We start from the raw sequence: 18,268 nt of genomic DNA, 5'->3' as shown, positions 1-18,268 counted from the left end.
TCATCTCTTCCAGAGTCTGGCTGCCAAAGGAGCTGTTGTCGGTGTCTCTTGTTGTGCCAGGCACGCTGGGCGTGCTTGTTAGCCGGAATCAGGCCGCCACTCCCCCTATTACCGAAGCCGATTTTTGCCGCAGGCTAAGTCTGTTGGGCAGGCGCTCTGATCTTAGCGTAATGGCGTTTACCGTCGAAGAAGTTTCACCTGAAGATCACTCCATACGAGGTTATGTTTATCGTAACGGAGTATGGACATCCGGCCGCTTTCCGTTGCCGGATATTGTGTATAACCGCTGTCTCCATGTCCACGAGAGCCAGAATGTCAGGCGCACACTGGAAGACATGGCGGAGCAAAATTCGCGCAAGCTCATCTACTGGTCGCGTAACTTACCTGGCAAATGGCAGGTGTATCGCGCTTTGCATGCGGTAGATAAAGTACGTCCTTTTGTGCCGCCTACGGCGCCTTACCGGGACACGGCCCAGCTTGTGGAATGGCTAGGACGCCATTCGGAGCTGTTTATGAAGCCACAGACCGGAACACATGGCAAGAGCACACTGTATCTCCGGCTGGCAGAAGGAGGCCAGGGACTACTTGTACAGGGTAGAGACTCCCGTAACCGTCCGTTCCGGCGTTTGTTTCCCGAATTGGATGCAGGATTGTCATGGATCCACGGAATTGCACACAAACGCGCTTATATCGTGCAGCCTTATTTGAAATTAACGAGCCAAAGCAATCATCCCTTTGATGTTCGCGCACTCATGCAAAAGGATGGCAACGGCCATTGGCGCCTGACGGGCTTTGCTGTAAGAGAAGGAAGAAAAGGAACTCTGACTTCTAATCTGCACGGTGGGGGCGAAGCCCATCCGGCTGAGCCATACCTTCGTGAACAATTTCGCGCGGACACCACGCGTCTCATCATCGGGCAGATGAGGGCGCTGTCCTCGACCATTACCAGGGCGCTTGAGGAACGTTATGGCCGCCTTGGCGAGTTGGGAATTGATTACGGTATTGACCAGAGCGGGAACATCTGGCTATTGGAGGTTAATTCCCGACCTGGTCGGGCCGCCTTTTTTCAGACCCGTCAGCCGGAGTGCGCTTTCCAGTCGGTCAACCGCCCGCTCGAATATGCTCGATATTTAATGACCCATTCCAAAGCGACAGGGCCAAAGGGCGCGGGCGCCTCCCTTGAACATACGGTATAGGAGGATAAACAGATGAGTTTAACGCATTGCAATGTGCATTTCTCACAGCAGCCCGACAAGGTGGCGTATATATCCACTGCCTTGTTGAAAAGCCTTAAATTATCCGGAGCCAAGTCCGTTCGTCTGCGGCTCGGTAAGGATCAGATTCCCGCTACTGTAAAACCAATTCAGAAGGCGGGACGCCATCTATACTTGACCTCCGGCTTACGTAATGCAATCCGTGTTCCCAAAAGCGGGGCCATCTATTTGCGGAATCTGGATGGTGATATACAGCTAGGGCCGTTGATTGGCGTGCTGTCTGACGGTACCACCTCCACCACTCGCCCTTTCGGATCGCGCACAGGCTTTATTAAGCAACTGCTGAGGGAAGGCAGCAAAAAATCTTATATTTTTGCCTTCACCCCTCGGGATATCAACTGGCAAAATGATACGATTAACGGCTATTTTCTGTCATCCAACGGGGAATTCACACGTAAACTTGTACCTTTGCCGGACGTGATCTATAACCGTTTGCCGAGCCGTCGCTCTGATTTTTCCCCGGCGATCAATCAACTACGCGAACGCTTTTCCCGCAAACGAATTCCCTTTTTTAACTGGAGCTTTTTCAATAAGTCCGATATCTATAATCTGCTGGAGAATAACCCAGATGTTAACCGCTATGTCCCTGAATCATATATGAATCCCAGCTCTGAACGTATCCGAGGTATGCTGGAGCGACATCAATTTGCTTATTACAAGCCAAGTGGAGGCAGTCTCGGTAAAGGAATCTATCGTCTGTCCCATGTTCCCAAGCAAGGATATTATGTGAGGTACCGTAAGAAAAGTAGCAATGTATTGCTAAAATTCGCCTCTTTTAATTCCATGCTCAGGATGCTTCACTCCAATCAGGGACAGATGTTAAAGGGTTATGTCATTCAACAGGGTATCCAGCTGATCGAGATTGACAATTGCCCGATTGATTTCCGGTTTCACATGCATAAAAATGGAAATAATCAGTGGGTCGTCGTCGGCATTGGAGCCAAAAAAGCCGGACGTGGCAGTGTCACAACCCATATCAAAAATGGCGGCTCCCTTATGACACCTGAACAGGCGTTGAACCGGGTATTCGGAGACCGGGCGGGCGAAGTGCTTCAACGTGCCAAGAACGTAGCAGTTACGCTCGCTGAAGCCATTGAACACCATCACCAGCATCTATTGGGTGAAATCGGCTTTGATCTGGGCATTGATCAGGATGAAAAGGTATGGATGTTTGAAGCCAACTCCAAGCCAGGCCGATCCATTTTTCAGCATCCATCGTTGCGTGCGGAGGGTAAAGCATCCGTGGAGCATATTTTGGACCACTGTCTTTACCTCAGTAAATTCCGCAGAAAAGAGGAACTATGAATACCCGGGCGGAGCATAAGCCAGTCGTTGCTGTATTGACAGTGCACGACGAAGGGCAATTTTTCAAGGGAAATCAGCGCAATTTCAGGGATATTCTTGAAACGGGAACACGGATGGGATATCAGGTGTACATTGTTACCGTCAGGGACCTGAAACTGGCAGATGAGACGATTAAGGGCTATGTCTTCAACAAGAGCTTACAGACGTGGGAGGAACAGAATTTTCCACCTCCACAGGTCATTTATAATCGCATCCCCAACCGTAATTATGAACTTAAAACCTCTGTGCGCACAAAGTTGGATGAAATTTCACATGCCTCAGGCATTGAGCTGTACAATCCAGGCTTTTTTAACAAATGGGAACTGTTCAAGTGGTTGCGCACCTCAGAAACGACTCGTCAGCTTGTTCCGGCAACCAAACGGTTAAGCAACCTGTCTTCCTTAGGAAAAATGCTGTCTACGTATCCATACCTGTATCTCAAGCCGGAAAACGGTAAGGCCGGAAAGGGAATTATGATTCTTAAATTCCTCCCAGACCATCTAATGGCTTACAGACTGACCATTCAGCATGACAAAAAAAGTGTAACCTACAGATCTGTATCGCTATCCCGGCTGTGGGGACGTATCCGACGGGAAGCAGGCAACTCACCTTATATCATTCAACAGGGTATCGATCTGGCAACCCATCAGAAAAAACCCTTCGACCTGCGTATCCTGGTACAAAAAAATATCCGTGGCTCCTGGAGTATCACCGGAGTCGGTGCCAGACTGGCCGGTAAGGGGAGCATTACCACACATGTCCCGCGTGGCGGGAGTGTAGAGGACCCTTTCAAGCTACTGTCCTCACTGTTTGGGCCTGAGGACAGCACGGATCTACTGAACAAAGTTAAAAGTACGGCCATACAGATTGCACGTCAAATTGAACGCGCATCCGGTCTTTCTCATGGCGAAATGTCCATGGATCTGGGCGTGGATACGCTCGGAACCCTCTGGTTTTTTGAGGCCAATGCCAAACCAATGAAATTTGACGAGCCGGAAATCCGCCAAAAGTCGCTTAGACGCATATTCCAGTACAGCTCCTTTTTGGCCGGACGAATGAAATCATGATCAAGGAAGTGGAATCATGCCGCAAATTAGCGATGTTCAACATTTGCCTGCCCGGAGCTGGCTGCTGAGACGACGACAGTTGCTGTTTTTGGCCCGCAGCTCAGGGGGCATGCGCATTACTCGTAATGCTCTGCGGCAGTTGGCCGTTTTAACGCCCGAGCAATTGAACACCCCTGGCTCCTCCCTCCTGTGCGCATTTGTGCGCACGGAGAAGGGGCTGCGGATTGCCGGATTTTCCCTCGCTCTGAATTACGGGGAGGATGCTTGCATCGTAATTGTTCGTCCGCTTTACCGGGGCCGCAGACTGGGCGCTAGACTGCTGTCCGCCCAGCTCCAACAGCTGCGCCGTCTAACGTGCAGCGTAGCCGCCGACAATATGTCCAGTCTCAAAACCTGTTTCCGCGCTGGGCTTGTTGCGCATGAAATGACGACTGGACCAACCGGGAAACCCACGCTGATATTTCACGGAGAGTTATCCCAAGATAAGCAGACGGCAGAGGAAGGTGGAATGCTGTGCCAAAACCTGTCCTAGGCATCATGACTTTGTATTTGAACAACAAGAAGCAATTAGAGGAACGCGACATATATGAGCGCATGATTGCAGAAGGGAAACGGCTGGGACTGGATATGTATGTATTCACTCCTGCGGATGTCCATAAGGATCGCAGGATGCTCCTTGCCCAAATCTATGATCCACACAGCGGAAAATGGAGCCGAAAGTGGCGAGAGTTCCCAGACATGATTTTCGACCGTTGTCGGGTACAGCGCAGTGAGCGATATCGTCAGTTGAAGCAGTTCCGATTGCAATACACAGACCTTGTATATTTAAACCGACCCCTGAGTAACAAATGGGTCATTCATCAGCAGCTTGCGAGAAGGTCTGCCTTTCGCCCCCATTTGCCTGCAACAGAGCTGTTCAGTGGATTTCATAGTGTCAAACGGATGCTCAAACAGAATTCACTAGTGTACCTCAAACCGATTAACGGTACGGGAGGCCGAGGTATTTTACGTATTGAACCTGTTAACAAGCAAGGAGGCCTGTATCTGATTGAGGGCCGCAATCGCAAACGCCATATCATTCCCCAGCAGCGGGTACGTCTAGACCGTCTGGAGCCGCGTCTGAGCAGCTGGAACATGGATAACTACATTGTTCAGGAAGGCATTCCTGTGCAGTTGCCGAATGGCAGAGTCCATGATTACCGTATGCTGGTACAGAAAAATGGCCAAGGAGTATGGGAGCTAACCGGATGCGCGGGGCGCATCGGGGCGCATCGGAGTGTCACTTCCAACCTGCATGGTGGAGGCAAGGCAGTACCGATGAGCCAATTGCTTACGCAATGGATTCGTGATGAAAGCCATAGAGAGAAAATCATCAAGCAAGGGGAAAAACTCGGACTGGACATCGCTGCGTATCTGGAAGAAAGCTACGGGGCATTGTGTGAGCTTGCACTCGATTTGGCAATTAATAAGCACGGTCATATATATGTGCTGGAAGTCAACCCGAAGCCAGCCCGTGAGGTCTTTTCGCGTATTGGTGAAAAAGAAACCTATCGCCGCTCCATCGCCAAGCCCATGGAATATGCCTTGTGGGTCTACCACACACAAATTAATCCAAAGCCTCTGGCTGACCACAAAGCAGAAGATAAAACAGAAGATAAAGCAGAAAATAAAGCAGAAAATAAGACAGAAAATAAGACAGAGAATAAGACAAAGGAAGGCTCCGCGTAAAGTGGCTGCCTTCCTTTCTTTTTTTCATCTGTCCGACAGTACCAGCATGTTTAATTATATGGTGCGTCGAGCCTATTTATAACCAATAACCTGTGTTCCACAGTTACTCAGCGTTTTTATAAAGTGTAAGCAGTTGCGTAAAGTCTGTAATAATCGCATCGGACCCCTTCAACTCATCGTCCACACCAAATCCCGCATAAGCGCAACCGATCACCGTCTGTCCGTTCTTTTTGCCTGCTTCCACATCTGAGGAACGATCTCCTACCATCCATACGTTCGAAATATCGTGCTTGCTCAATAGAATTTCCAGCAAATTCACTTTGGAAAGCGTGCTGTACTCCCCAGCGCTGTACAGTCCTTCAAAAATGGGAACCATTTCATACGCAGCAGCGATCCCCTTTACATAGTCCTCCAGACCGTTACTAGCTACGAACAATCGGACACCTTGCTCATGAAGGGCCTGGAGTGTTTCTTTTACATGTGGATACAGGGCATGACTTCCGCTCTTCAATCCCTCCAGTTCCAGCTGAAGCAGCAGCTCGTCCGCTCTTCTATGGGCCGCTTCGCTGGCTTCCGGCATCACTCTTCTCCAGATTTCATCCAGCAGCATGCCCAAACTATTCAAAATAAGCTCCTCGGGAGGAGTCTCTCCTTCATAAAGCCCTTCGGCGCGCAGCGTATCAAACAGCTTGTGGTACGCAGGAAGCAATAGCGTCTCCGTCTGAAAAAGTGTACCGTCCATATCAAATACCATAGCCTCAGGTTTCTTCAACACAGGTGCATTGTTCATGTAGTTATCAGTCATTCCTTTCCTATGTAGGTTTACAACTCTAACCCCTCTCATGATAAGCAATAAGAGAGGTCCGTGTAAACCTCATTGCGCATACCGCTAACTCTTATATTTTTTTAAAACAGTCCTGAAACAATGCAAACCACCCCACATATCCGTGTGTAAGGCACCCCTTGGAAGGTTGAGATCCACACCATTCCAATACGAAAATCCCGCCTGCTCTATCCATTGCTCCATCGCTGATAGATCCACTGTAGGGTAATCAAACGTCAGCAGAAGCATTCCGTCATCGCGTATGGTCCGGTGAAATTCATGTAAGGCTGCCAAAGACTCCTCAGGTGTTAAATGTTCCAGCACTGAAATACATACAATTTTGTCAAAACTGGCATCCTCATAAGGCAGAGCTGTCAGATTGGCATGTGCGGAGTGGAGCCGAACCGGTAAAATCTCCTGAATGCGCTCGGCAGCCTCCTCTCCGATATCCCGCCGCACCTCGGCCAAAATGGCATCCACGGAAACGATCCGTATATCCAGATCGCAAGCATAGACCTGAGCGCAACGGCGGGCCAACTCAAATTTGAATGGATGTGGAATTCCACACGCTGCATCCAGCACCGAATCTTGACCGGACATAAATTGAAGACACCACTCATACTCATAGGGGCGACTCCACCAGCTTTGGGGGAGTCTGTAAATCATGCTGGAGGAGTTGGGGTCAGAATATACAAAAAAGCGAGACAGATACGGGTCAGACATGTTCATGGATGCTGCCTCCTTTTGGAGAGATTTAAATTACTCTTGCAACACAGCACAGTTCATGACCCCGTTTCTCGCCTTGAAGTTTGGCCAACAATCCCATTTGCTCCGTAAAGGCAAGATCACCGTACAAAGGATGGGCTTGCAGCAAGGCATCCAAACCAGAGGGAAGCTGGCGGGTAAACATAGCCACCGAGCACAATCCAGACTTTTCCAGTAAGAGCGCCAGCGTATGCTCAGAATAATGATATAAATGATCTTCCTCGGTAAATAAAGGTGAATAAACACCATAAGCCTCATTGGTGAACGAGTTTTTGTTGGGCACTGTAATATATAACGTCCCGTCAGGTTGAAGCTGTTCGCGTAAATCTGTCAAAAATGCAACAGGGTCCGCAATATGCTCCAGCACATGCCAGCATGCTACGGCCTCGTATTTGTGATCCAGTGGTAATTCAGTATCTTCTTCTACTTCTTGTATTTCTTGTGCTTCATTCAATTCCTGCATATCACATGCTTCATCGGTTTGAGTATCTTCTTCGGTTTCACCGTTCCAGTAACCCGGCAATAAATCCACGTCATATTTGTGTTTGGCGTAAGCACGCGAGTCTATGGAAGGTTCAATACCCACTGCATCCCAGCCGGCTTGAAGGGCAGCATGGATAAATTCTCCGGTACCTGATCCAATCTCAAGCAATTTTCCTTTACCGGAGCTGAACATATCCAGTAGCATGAGTCCAAAAAGGGCATGATCCCCATAAGTTGACGCTGCTGCACTATCCCGCATAGCAACCCAATCGGCATTATAAATCTCTGCAATCATATCCTCCGGCTGTATATGATCCACATCATTACGAAAAACCAAGCCACAGGAGCCGCACCCCATCAAGGTAAAGCGTTCATAGTTATGAAATACTCCCGTGTCAGACGAACCACACAGTTTGCATTTACTATAAAATACGTTCTTTGTTTCACTTTTAATTTGTAGACCGGAATTATTCATAACCTGGACACTTGAAATCTCGGCAACATCCATGGCGTTCACATCATGGGTAGCTTCATACTCTGGTGTAGTTTCTTTTTCTCCATTTATGTTGTCCTGATCTACCCAAAGCGTGAGTCGGGGGTTCGGGTCCAAAATAGATTCATATTGCTCTTTCCAGCCATAACGAACACTTGGATCAAGCAACTGATATCGCTGAAATTTGGCCATGCGAATAGCAGGTGTACACCATCCCCAATGCTGGATGCGGTAGTTGCTGATTTCACTGGGAAGGTCAAGCACATTTTCTGGAAATCTCCCACAGTGCAAGGACTGCTCCTTCCATTTATAAGAGAACCCTTCCTTATATCGAATTAAAAAAGGACGGTAATATTGATGAGCCTGCCAATAATCATCATCGCGGTAATGCGTGGAATTCCACATATCAAACAACCTGAAACAAATCGTATCTGCTTTCGTTCCCGCTAACAAAGAATGTACCCCTTGAGCAAAACGGGATTCGAACATTTCGTCAGCATCCATATTTAATATCCATTCCGGAAAAGAAGCCAACGTCTCTCTCCACTGTTGCTTACGTAGTTCCAATTCATTGGTAAAAGAAGCTGTTTCATTGCGTATTAAACGTAATGGGATTCCCTTTAGGATCTCACGGCACAACTCTCCGCTATCATCCTGACTGCCATCATCAATAATGACCGCTTCATCAATATATTCTCGATGACTCCGCAGCACGTCAATGAGCTTGCGATCTGCCTCATTGTATACCGTCATGGTCAGCGTCAATTTGGGTTTGGAGACAGGCGGCGTATGAAGTTCACTTTGTCGTGGACCAGGGAACGTTTGTGGTATAACAAAAGAATCTGCCGTGTACTTGGCAAAGACAGCTGACTCACGGAGGTCATACGGTATAACAGGAGGTTCAGGGAACTTAGATGGACTTGATGATGCAGAAGGATTGAAGGCAGGAGAGTTAGTAGAAGTATCGGAGTGATTTAGATATGCTAAATGTTCTGATTGGTCCGTATGAACAGCGCTCGTTGTAAAATAATTTAGGGTGAATAGTAGCTGCTCTGCCTTCATTCTGTCCGCTTCCCGGTACAGATGCATCGCCGGATAGTGTGTATCCACAAAAAGTGGAAATCCAAATGCAGCTGCCCGAATACAGAAATGTCGATCTTCTCCCCAATAGGAAACGTTTTTGATTTTACCAAAGTGAATCCCTGCTTCCAGTGCACGTCTGCGGATTAGGGTGCAAGCACCTAGACCCCCCACTTCGTACAAACCAGGAACATGCATTTGGTGTATGAAATGCAACTCGCGTTGCGCTCGCTCCTCTGCCGACAACACTTCGCCTTCTTCACGATGGAACAAATTATATTCATCACTAACCCACACCTGAGGCAATAGAGGCCCCTCCGGCTGCCAGCGTGTCCAGAAAATCTCAGATACAATATCCTTCTCCGCCTCCACCAGCTTACATAAGGTACGGGAATGGAGAATCAGGTCTGAGTCGACTAAAAACAGCGCGTCATAATTATGCTGAAGTGCATAATCGATAAGACGATTTTTGAAGTCGGCCACTTTCCAGACGAGGGCTGGCGGCCAATAATGAGTGTGCTCATCACTTCGGTTCTCCACTTGCTGTGGACCTTTTAACAAGGGCAAAACCCTGCCCGGCAGCCGATTGGAAAAATCGGCAAGCCATTGGCTTGAAGTCGGATTGTCATTATCATCGACAAATAAATAATCGGGCAGCACATCAGGTGCCTCCAGTCGCTCTAAAGCTTGAAGAAATAAAGACAATATTTCCGGTTTCTGGTGCACCGGGCTACCGATTAGTATACGCATGATTCAACGCCTCCATCAGGCAGAAGCCTCATAACCGTTCCCCCCTCCATATCCTAAGGCATACCATAATTGCAACCGAGCGATATGGGAGTGAGCGTAGTATGAATGGACTTGCACCTGGAAATATCAATGAAAACGACATCCATACAAAAATACAATCTTACCATCCAAACAACTACTCTTTTTCAGTTTTCTACCCGTTTTCTAACTACATTTAGCCATCAAATTTATTTCCCGGTCGCTTGATAATATCGAATTTCGCACAATCTCCTCCCCCTCATATCAGACTTTGATTTTCTAATTTATTAGAGCAAGATTGAATTTATGATCATCGCACATCCTCTAAACGATCCATAGGAATTACTACATAATGAGCAAGCTATCCTAATAAAATGGAGATTATACCAAGTTTTTGGGAGGGACAAAGAGCATGGTAACTGTCAGCTTATGTATGATTGTCAAAAATGAAGAAGAAGCCCTTCATACCTGTCTGAAATCAGTCCATGACCTGGTAGATGAAATCATTATCGTAGATACTGGTTCCACTGACAGTACCCAAGAGGTCGCTGCATCGTTCAATGCTCGGGTATACCATTTTGAATGGTGCGATGATTTCTCTGCAGCCCGCAATTATGCGTTTAATCAGGCAACGCAAGAATATCAATTTTGGCTGGACGCTGATGACATACTGGAAGAAAAAGACCGAATATCATTTCTCAACTGGAAGAAACAAGCCACCCTCTCCTATGACAGCATTACGATGGATTATGTGCTGTCTGTAGATGAACAAGGACAGCCGTTGTATAAGCTCAAAAGAAACCGAATTGTGCGGCGTGATCGAAGATTCAGATGGATCGGCTTTGTGCACGAATTCCTGCATGTGACTGGCAGCACCTTTCACAGTAATATAGCGGTGACTCATAAAAAGACACGTGCCTACACTGATCGTAATTTGCATATATATCTCAAGCATCGGGAGCAAGGCACTGCATTTTCTGAGCGAGATCACTACTACTTCGCGAATGAACTATATGATAACGGACGCATACTAGAAGCCATCCAGCAGTACGAGCACTATCTGGGACTCGATCAAGGATGGATTGAGGATCGGATTGCTGCTTGCTTTAAGCTAGCGGATTGCTACGCCCACCAGGGTCAAAAACAGGAGCAGCGTATGGCTCTGCTTCGCACACTTAACCTTGATGTACCACGCGCCCAGTTCTGCTGTGTCTTTGGCAATTTGTTGATTGAAGACGAACAGTATACTCAAGCCATTTACTGGTTTCACCAGGCAACGTTGATAGAGCCTCCACAAGATGTGATGGCCCTAACCAATTCGTCGTACTATACCTGGTTTCCACACTTGCAATTATGCCTGTGTTACGACCGAATCGGTGACATCGAAAAGGCAAAATCGCATCATCGCATAGCTCAGTTGCACCACCCTACTCATCCAAGTGTTTTATATAACGAGAAGTATTTCGCACAACTGAAGCAATAGGGATGAGAAAGACGCGCCGGGGAAAGGTCGTTCAATGTAGCCGACCTTAGTCATCATGCCGATATGTGCTCGGCACGATACCCGGCGGACAGCCTGCAATTTTTCGGGGCTTTTATTTTTACCCCCTCTTATATATAAATGCCCATTGCTGCTCCTCGGGAAGGACCATTTCATTAGCTTAGATTACCTCAAAAGAAAAAAAGTCTCCTGCAAGCTTAAGCTCACCAAGAGACCTCGTATATCATTTTATCAGAACACTTTCTTCCGGTCTCTTTCCCCCTTCAAAATTTCCACTGACTCACGGAAACGGAGCGAATGGATTATTTCACGTTCACGTAGAAACTTCAGACTATCTTGCAAATCCACATCGTCTGTCAGATCAATCAGCCACTGATATGTAGCTCGTGCCTTTTCCTCTGCCGCTATGTCCTCATATAGATCGGCAATAGGATCGCCTTTGGCTTGAATATAAGCCGCTGTAAAAGGAACTCCGGCAGCGTTTTGATAATATAGCGCATGGTCGTGTGCCGCATAATATTCACCCAGACCGGCAGCCTTCATTTGCTCTACGCTCGCATCCTTGGTCAGCTTATAAATCATAGTCGCAATCATCTCGAGATGCGCAAATTCCTCCGTGCCTATGTCGTTCAGTACACCAATCACCTTATCGGGAATCGTATATCGCTGATTCAGATAGCGCAATGCCGCTGCCAGCTCGCCATCCGCTCCACCATACTGCTCCATAAGCAGTTTGGCCATATGAGGATCACATTTGCTGACACGTACGGGATATTGCAGTTTCTTCTCATATACCCACATTCATGTCCCCTCCTTTATAAAAGGTTGTTAAAAGGTTGTACCTGCCTAGACCTGCCACGGCCAAGGGGATTGACTCCACTCCCAAGGATACTTGGAATAGGCACGACCAAAATTTTGTAAAGGCCCATATAGCATCTGATACTCGTTAGCAATCGCCGTTCTTTCCTGCGTCAGCTTATTGAACTGCTCGATGGCCTGTAAATCATCTGGGTGCGTATTCAGATACAAATTCAGCTCCACCAACACAAAATCCACCGCTTGGAGCTTCTCCAGCAACGCATAAAACTGGGCATCCCCCGGCTTGGTTTGGGACGTGCAGCCTTGGGTCGGGTTTCCGGCTTGACTATAGCCCTGAGTTTGGTTCTGATACTGGTTCTGGTATGGATACGGATTTGAATAAGGGCTTTGATATGGATTCGGCTGTTGCTGTCCACTCTCATGCTGATTTTGCTGCTGGAATTGGAATGGGGACTGACCCTGATTTGGATTCTCCATTCTATTCGCCTCCCCCCTGGTTTCTTCTAGGCTCATAAGGGCTGTAAAGCAAAGGCCATAGCGTTCCCTTCGTCAGCGCCTCATCTGGACTGAATTGCGGTAGACCAGGGGGCTGAAATTGCACAAACAAGTTTGGCGGAAGCACATAAGTCTTGCACAGAACGGGCGGACACGGATCGAACGGGCCGACAAACGGGGCATACTCACCTTGCTGTGGAAATTTCACGGGCCGGGACCTCCTTTGGTTGATCCATCTGCTTTACTATTCAACATATGCCGCATCGCCCAAGTCTCGAACAAAAAATCACAGATAAAAATAATTGTTCAAAAAAAATAACTATAGAACTATTTCTAATCAAAAAGAACCTTTAAAACCACGGTAACGTGGATCTAAAGGTTCTTGCTTCAGCACACTATAATAACTTACATACCTGAACTGATCTTACCTATCTCTGTGGATCAGGACTCAATCGGTAGAAAGCTCATCTTCAATCACAGGCTCAGGCTTGCGGTGAATCTTCACTCTCATTATGCGAAGCCTTGTTGCTTCCTCCACCTCGAAGGTAAGGTTATAAAACTCAATTTTCTTCCCTTTCACCGGAATGCCTTCCAATTCCTTAAACAGCCATCCTCCGATGGAATCTACCTCGTCGTCTTCGATGTTTACTCCAGTCAAATCATTGACATCCTCAATGAGCATACGACCGTCCACAGAGATGAAGTTCTCCTTGATTTCCACGCTTGGGCGTTCATCCTCAAACTCATCATAGAGATCCCCGACGATTTCCTCCAAAATTTCCTCCGCTGTCAGCAGCCCGGCCGTTCCGCCGTATTCATCTACCACGAGAGTCATTTGGGAATGTTTTTTCTGCATAAGGCGTAGCACGTGACTCACTTCCATAGACTCCGGCACATTCAAAATAGGACGTACCACCGAAGCCAGATCCAGTTGTTCCCCCTGCTCAGCTAGCAGAAGATCCGTGATATGGACAAAACCGATAATCTGGTCTTTATCCTCAACCGCTACCGGGTAGCGGGAATGCTTGGTCTCGCTGATAATCTTGAGATTTTCCTTAAACGACAAATTCGTATACAAACAATCCATATCTGTACGCGGCAGCATGATTTCACGTGCAAGCAAGTCGGAAAAATCAAAAATATTATCCATCAGCTTAATTTCGTCCTTATCAATCACACCGCTTTTGGCGCTCTGATTCATCAATATACGAATCTCTTCCTCCGAATGAGCCGCTTCGGCTTCACTCGCCGGCTGAATCCCGAATGCACGCAACAGCAAGTTTGCCGCAGCATTCAATACCCAGATCACAGGTAGAAAGACCTTATAAAAAAGCAGCAAAGGCGCCGATAAAAACAACGCCACACCTTCAGTCTTCTGAATCGCTAAAGACTTGGGAGCCAATTCCCCCAATACAATATGCAAAAAGGTAATTACGCAAAATCCGACGACAACGGATATCGTTGTAATCAGGGTGCCGTCAGTTACACCGAGTTTGTGCATGAGTGGCTCTATCAGGTAGCCGGATATTGCTGGCTCTCCAATCCAACCCAAACCCAATGAAGCCAGCGTAATGCCCAATTGGGTGGCGGACAGATAAGCATCCAACCTTTGGTTCACCTTCAGCGCATAGCCTGCCAGGCGATGACCCTCGCTTTGGAGCTGCGTCAATCGGGATTGGCGCATTTTGACCAACGAAAATTCTGCGGCCACAAATACACCATTTAGAAAGACAAGCAGCAGTACCAAGAGGAGATTCACAGCTAGCAATCCCCAATGAAACTCGGTATGACCATCCAATACGAACTCCCCATTTCTATAGTTGTAATGCTTTTCTTGATTTAAAGTCTATTCCTTTGTAGTACATATCCGCTACGAGCAGGTTCGGTCCACAACAGGCAGCGGCATCACAATGACAGTTCACAGTCTGATTCAACGGATGCTCATTCAGCCATTCACCAAAAATATCGTCCAGACTGTCTTCCTGAATGTTGCCGAAAGCCGGAATGTCTGCAAAATCCGTCACATACACGCTACCCGTGAACATATTCACATTCACACGGTTTCTTCCGTCTGGATCATTACGCACCGTAATATTCGGTTCCTGACGCAAGCGGCGAAGCAGTTTGCGGTCTTCTTCCCGGTCCGAACAAGCAAAGAACGGTAATGTGCCAAACAACATCCACATGTCCTGATTACGTACATCCAGCAGCTTATGGATAGAGTTCCGCATGTCGTCGAGTGAAAGCACAGGCAAAGCAGAGGCAAAATTTGACGCATACATTGGATGAACCTCATGCCGTCGGCATCCCATTTCGTTGATCAACTGATGAATGCCCTCCAGCTTCGTGTGTGTCCGATAATTAATCATGGATTCAGCTGAAATGAACATTCCCATTTCACTTAATCTGCAGGCATTCTCGATCATTTTTTCATACAGGCGAACAGCACCCGCACGTGGGGTCGGCCGGCCTGTATTTGCAAAACCCACTTCATAAAAATCGTCCGCATTCAAATAGTTAAACGAAATATGCATCACATCTAGATAAGGAAGCATCTTCTCATATCTGCGAATATCTAACGTCAGATTGGAGTTGATTTGCGAGCGAATACCGCGCTCTTTGGCGTATTTCAACAGTGGAACGATCACTTCATCCACTGTTTTATCGAGCAAAGCAGGTTCCCCGCCTGTAATACTGATGGTCTCCAGATGCTCGACTTCATCCAGACGCTTCAGCATTAGGTCTAACGGAAGGAAAGGGGCCTCCTTCATAACCAGCATGTCGCCAACAGCGCAATGCTCACAGCGCATATTACACAGATGCGTTACGGTCATTTCCACACTCGTAAGCAAATGACGACCATGTGTACGCAATGAGACAATCGGGTCCCACGGATCATAGGTTGGCGATATTTGGGGTAGCGTGTTATTTTGTAGAACTGTCATTATGTTTTCACCTTATTTCTGTTATTAACCTCAAAAGACGTATAATTATCATATCATGATGTGTAAAGTGTCTGCATGCTTTCTTCCACATCATCTGCTAATCTACGTGTACTCCTCCGAAAGGGGCCACAGTAGCACCCAATGTATTTGTAATCATAACCGAGAGGGATATGGACAAATCCACATCATAAGGTGCTTTCACTTCCTGCCCATCCCGGTCCCTTACAATGCGAATGACGGGTCTTTGCGGGATTTTGGAATGTATACGCACCACGACCCCCTCTTCCCCCGTGTTGAGCACCACAGAGAGTCCCAAGGGGTAAATAGCCACACAGTCACGAAAGGCTTCTAGCATTCGCTGCTCATATAACGTTCCTGCCCCGGCGTACAGCACTTCCATCGCCTCATAAGGCAACAAAGCCTGCTTATATATCCGACTTGCTGTCATTGCGTCGTACGAGTCTGCCAGGCCGATCCATTTCGCATATTCGTGGATCTGGTCCTTTTTCCAACCGTGTGGGTATCCGCTGCCGTCAATACGCTCATGATGCTGTAATGCACAGTGAGCCGACAACAAGGGAATTCCAGGTTCGTCTTTAAGCAGCTTGTAGCCGATCACCGTGTGTGTTTTCATATGCTCATATTCCTCGTCGGTCAATTTACCCGGCTTATAGAGTACTTGAGGTGAAATTTTCATTTTACCGATATCGTGCAGTAGTGAACCTATTCCCAACTCCATCAGCTGATTGTTATCGTAGCCGTTGGAAATTCCCAGTACAAGTGAATATAGACATACGTTCAAAGAATGATGATACAAATCCTGATCTGCGGCCCCAATATCCATCAACATAATGACGGCGTCCTGCCGGCCTCCAATATCGTCCAGAATAGATTCCATCACCTTATAAAATGACTTGCCAAAATATTTGTGCTTATGATCTACGGAGTAGGATGACAACCCTTGAAATTGCTTTTTGATTTCCTGTAGCGCCGCCGCCCTTGTCTGTTCATGGATCATCTCAGGAATGACGATATCTTCTGTCACAGCATCCTCAATGTATACATATCCAATACCGACTTGGCCTAGACGTTCAATCAATCGCGAAGTAAGCTCAACACCTTCCGAGAGCAGCACCATTCCATTTTCATTGTATATTTTTTTGCCCAGCTTCATGCCGGCTCTCAATAATGTAACAGGTACCAGTCGCAGCTTAATCCTCTCCCGATTGTTTTGATACCTGAAGCCACCTAGCTGCAAAACATTCTTCCATCGCGCCCGGACGCTTCAACTCCATTTCAATCAAATCCCGTAAAAATTCTGGAAGCATAAATCGGAGATCTGTTCCGTTCGCAAGCACCTCATAACCTGCTTTGAAAGTGAACATATCCAACGTGCCCACTGTGTATTCTTCATGCTCTTCCAAAGGTTGACCTGCTACACGAATGTCCGTTACTTTTTCATAAGGAGCACGGCCAGGGTCATACTGAATAGCCAAGCCTTCCACACACATCGTACCAAGCACTTTGCCTCTGAAGCCAAAGCCCGTCATAGGCTTGTCCGCAAATTCAGGCAGCAAGGACTGCTCCAGCGCCAACCGAATATCGCTCCCCCGCAACTTCATAACACAGGCATTAATCGGTGAAGGGCATAAGGAATGCAGGATTCCTTTACTGATATCCCCTTGAGGTAATGGGCCGAGCAGTTGTCCCGCATTGACGAGGGCAATTTCTGTTCCTGTAAAATGGGACACTGATTGTGCCAGCATATTCCCGAAAGGGGATTCCTGATCATATGCGATCTCCAGTTTCCGATCCGTCACAGCAACCGTGCTCTCCATGGCGCGCTCTGCTTGTCTGCGATGCACCACAATGGCCGATGCCACTTTTTCGTCCAGTATTGTCAGATCCACAGGAACTACACCGCCTGACGTGACTCGAAACGGTTCGAGGCTATTGTTACGACTTAGCGTCACTTCACCCAGCAGCGTTCCGAACTTACCCGCCCCACATAAAGCTGTTTTCCCGATCCAAAGCGGTTCCTCCAGCACATGATGGGTGTGACCTCCAAGGATAACGTCAATCTCAGGAAATTGCGACGCTAACTTTTTATCGGAAGGTAGGCCCAGGTGCGACATCACGACCAAAACATCAACCTGCTTTCTCAGTGCCGCGATCTGCTTCCCCAGCACATCAAACGGATTGAGCACATCCCAGCCCAGCAATTGATAATACTCTACAAAAGGAGCCGTCACACCAAGTAAACCGACCTTGATTCCTGCTTTGTCTACAATAAGGGATTCCTTCATCCACGCAGGACTCATCCCTGTGGCACACTCAGTCATATTGCCACATATGACCGGACAATGAATGCCCGCATATGCCTGTTCAATCATATCCGGGGTAAAAGTCAGTCCCTCATTATTACCGATCGTAATGGCATCATATCCTGTTAGATTCATCACATCCACATTTGCCCCACCTAGCGTTCCTTCCGTTTCGGGGGCCATCCGGTCCATGTGGTCTCCTATGTCAAGCACAAGTAGCGCATCCCCTAATGCAGCTCTTCGTTCATTAATCATCGCGGCTATCGAAGGCATACTGCCAAAATGACTATGGATATCATTGGTATGCAAAATGGTCAACGTTTGCCGAGTCGTCATCTCCATAACCGCCCTCCTCTATA

The 18,268-nt window shown here is 47.5% G+C and carries 16 protein-coding genes; 6 read left to right on the top strand and 10 right to left on the bottom strand.

The features are described 5' to 3' along the window. Positions 1 to 41 precede the first annotated feature (41 nt). From NSS94_RS08675 to NSS94_RS08655, 5 genes are read left to right on the top strand one after another with little or no spacing between them, the layout of a single operon-like run. Positions 42 to 1,196, top strand: a complete 1,155-nt coding sequence (locus tag NSS94_RS08675) for a YheC/YheD family endospore coat-associated protein (RefSeq protein ID WP_341039160.1) — start codon at positions 42 to 44, stop codon at positions 1,194 to 1,196. A 12-nt stretch (positions 1,197 to 1,208) separates the two neighbouring features. Further along, positions 1,209 to 2,579, top strand: a complete 1,371-nt coding sequence (locus NSS94_RS08670) for a YheC/YheD family endospore coat-associated protein (RefSeq protein WP_341039159.1) — start codon at positions 1,209 to 1,211, stop codon at positions 2,577 to 2,579. Beyond that, complete coding sequence (locus NSS94_RS08665) at positions 2,576 to 3,685, top strand: YheC/YheD family endospore coat-associated protein (protein ID WP_340884923.1); 1,110 nt, start codon at positions 2,576 to 2,578, stop codon at positions 3,683 to 3,685. The genes NSS94_RS08670 and NSS94_RS08665 overlap by 4 nt, the downstream gene beginning before the upstream one ends. A gap of 16 nt (positions 3,686 to 3,701) precedes the next feature. Continuing rightward, the gene (locus NSS94_RS08660) at positions 3,702 to 4,217 is read left to right on the top strand and encodes a GNAT family N-acetyltransferase (protein WP_039269878.1); all 516 of its coding nucleotides are present in this window, start codon (positions 3,702 to 3,704) and stop codon (positions 4,215 to 4,217) included. Beyond that, entirely contained in the window at positions 4,199 to 5,413 is a 1,215-nt protein-coding gene (locus tag NSS94_RS08655; RefSeq protein WP_341039158.1) for a YheC/YheD family endospore coat-associated protein, read from the top strand. Before NSS94_RS08660 ends, NSS94_RS08655 begins: the two co-directional genes overlap by 19 nt. A 103-nt stretch (positions 5,414 to 5,516) precedes the next feature. Here the strand turns inward: NSS94_RS08655 and NSS94_RS08650 are convergent, their stop codons facing one another. The 3 genes from NSS94_RS08650 to NSS94_RS08640 all read right to left on the bottom strand — a co-directional run bounded on the left by NSS94_RS08650 (position 5,517) and on the right by NSS94_RS08640 (position 9,807). Next, a complete protein-coding gene (locus tag NSS94_RS08650; RefSeq protein ID WP_340884918.1) occupies positions 5,517 to 6,218 on the bottom strand; it encodes an HAD family hydrolase in 702 nt (233 codons plus the stop codon). An 84-nt stretch (positions 6,219 to 6,302) separates the two neighbouring features. After that, the gene (locus NSS94_RS08645; RefSeq protein ID WP_069011210.1) at positions 6,303 to 6,965 is read right to left on the bottom strand and encodes a class I SAM-dependent methyltransferase; all 663 of its coding nucleotides are present in this window, start codon (positions 6,963 to 6,965) and stop codon (positions 6,303 to 6,305) included. Positions 6,966 to 6,990: 25 nt separating this feature from the next. After that, positions 6,991 to 9,807: a bifunctional glycosyltransferase/class I SAM-dependent methyltransferase gene (locus NSS94_RS08640; protein WP_341039157.1), complete on the bottom strand. Its 2,817-nt coding sequence runs from the start codon at positions 9,805 to 9,807 to the stop codon at positions 6,991 to 6,993. Positions 9,808 to 10,237: 430 nt separating this feature from the next. Between NSS94_RS08640 and NSS94_RS08635 the strand changes: the two genes are divergently transcribed. Next, on the top strand, positions 10,238 to 11,308 hold the full coding sequence (locus NSS94_RS08635) for a glycosyltransferase family 2 protein (protein ID WP_340884914.1): 1,071 nt from the start codon (positions 10,238 to 10,240) through the stop codon (positions 11,306 to 11,308). Positions 11,309 to 11,557: 249 nt separating this feature from the next. Here the strand turns inward: NSS94_RS08635 and NSS94_RS08630 are convergent, their stop codons facing one another. The 7 genes from NSS94_RS08630 to NSS94_RS08600 all read right to left on the bottom strand — a co-directional run bounded on the left by NSS94_RS08630 (position 11,558) and on the right by NSS94_RS08600 (position 18,251). Then, positions 11,558 to 12,127, bottom strand: coding sequence for a manganese catalase family protein (locus tag NSS94_RS08630; protein ID WP_029516597.1), 570 nt, complete (start codon positions 12,125 to 12,127; stop codon positions 11,558 to 11,560). A 45-nt stretch (positions 12,128 to 12,172) separates the two neighbouring features. Continuing rightward, positions 12,173 to 12,622: a spore coat protein CotJB gene (locus NSS94_RS08625; RefSeq protein WP_081317561.1), complete on the bottom strand. Its 450-nt coding sequence runs from the start codon at positions 12,620 to 12,622 to the stop codon at positions 12,173 to 12,175. A gap of 1 nt (position 12,623) precedes the next feature. Then, a complete protein-coding gene (locus tag NSS94_RS08620; protein WP_029516595.1) occupies positions 12,624 to 12,848 on the bottom strand; it encodes a spore coat associated protein CotJA in 225 nt (74 codons plus the stop codon). Between the two features lie 240 nt (positions 12,849 to 13,088). After that, positions 13,089 to 14,438, bottom strand: coding sequence for a hemolysin family protein (locus NSS94_RS08615; protein ID WP_029516594.1), 1,350 nt, complete (start codon positions 14,436 to 14,438; stop codon positions 13,089 to 13,091). A 16-nt stretch (positions 14,439 to 14,454) separates the two neighbouring features. Then, the gene (gene yfkAB, locus NSS94_RS08610; RefSeq protein WP_340884910.1) at positions 14,455 to 15,585 is read right to left on the bottom strand and encodes a radical SAM/CxCxxxxC motif protein YfkAB; all 1,131 of its coding nucleotides are present in this window, start codon (positions 15,583 to 15,585) and stop codon (positions 14,455 to 14,457) included. A 97-nt stretch (positions 15,586 to 15,682) separates the two neighbouring features. Continuing rightward, the gene (locus NSS94_RS08605; protein ID WP_069011214.1) at positions 15,683 to 16,843 is read right to left on the bottom strand and encodes an HD-GYP domain-containing protein; all 1,161 of its coding nucleotides are present in this window, start codon (positions 16,841 to 16,843) and stop codon (positions 15,683 to 15,685) included. Beyond that, entirely contained in the window at positions 16,797 to 18,251 is a 1,455-nt protein-coding gene (locus NSS94_RS08600) for a bifunctional metallophosphatase/5'-nucleotidase (protein ID WP_069011215.1), read from the bottom strand. Before NSS94_RS08600 ends, NSS94_RS08605 begins: the two co-directional genes overlap by 47 nt. Positions 18,252 to 18,268: the final 17 nt, after the last annotated feature.

Origin of the sequence: Paenibacillus sp. FSL L8-0644 (genome assembly GCF_038008165.1) — a bacterium.
Classification (GTDB): Bacteria; Bacillota; Bacilli; order Paenibacillales; family Paenibacillaceae; genus Paenibacillus; species Paenibacillus polymyxa_D.
Note: the sequence above shows the minus strand (reverse complement) of the source record. Positions and strands in the feature narration are given on the sequence as shown.

Excerpts from the sequence above, each read along its gene's own strand:
- NSS94_RS08670 (WP_341039159.1), top strand. The coding sequence starts at position 1,209 with ATGAGTTTAACGCATTGCAATGTGCATTTCTCACAGCAGCCCGACAAG.
- NSS94_RS08665 (WP_340884923.1), top strand. The coding sequence starts at position 2,576 with ATGAATACCCGGGCGGAGCATAAGCCAGTCGTTGCTGTATTGACAGTG.
- NSS94_RS08660 (WP_039269878.1), top strand. The coding sequence starts at position 3,702 with ATGCCGCAAATTAGCGATGTTCAACATTTGCCTGCCCGGAGCTGGCTG.
- NSS94_RS08650 (WP_340884918.1), bottom strand. The coding sequence starts at position 6,218 with ATGACTGATAACTACATGAACAATGCACCTGTGTTGAAGAAACCTGAG.
- NSS94_RS08645 (WP_069011210.1), bottom strand. The coding sequence starts at position 6,965 with ATGAACATGTCTGACCCGTATCTGTCTCGCTTTTTTGTATATTCTGAC.
- NSS94_RS08640 (WP_341039157.1), bottom strand. The coding sequence starts at position 9,807 with ATGCGTATACTAATCGGTAGCCCGGTGCACCAGAAACCGGAAATATTG.
- NSS94_RS08635 (WP_340884914.1), top strand. The coding sequence starts at position 10,238 with ATGGTAACTGTCAGCTTATGTATGATTGTCAAAAATGAAGAAGAAGCC.
- NSS94_RS08630 (WP_029516597.1), bottom strand. The coding sequence starts at position 12,127 with ATGTGGGTATATGAGAAGAAACTGCAATATCCCGTACGTGTCAGCAAA.
- NSS94_RS08625 (WP_081317561.1), bottom strand. The coding sequence starts at position 12,622 with ATGGAGAATCCAAATCAGGGTCAGTCCCCATTCCAATTCCAGCAGCAA.
- yfkAB (WP_340884910.1), bottom strand. The coding sequence starts at position 15,585 with ATGACAGTTCTACAAAATAACACGCTACCCCAAATATCGCCAACCTAT.
- NSS94_RS08600 (WP_069011215.1), bottom strand. The coding sequence starts at position 18,251 with ATGGAGATGACGACTCGGCAAACGTTGACCATTTTGCATACCAATGAT.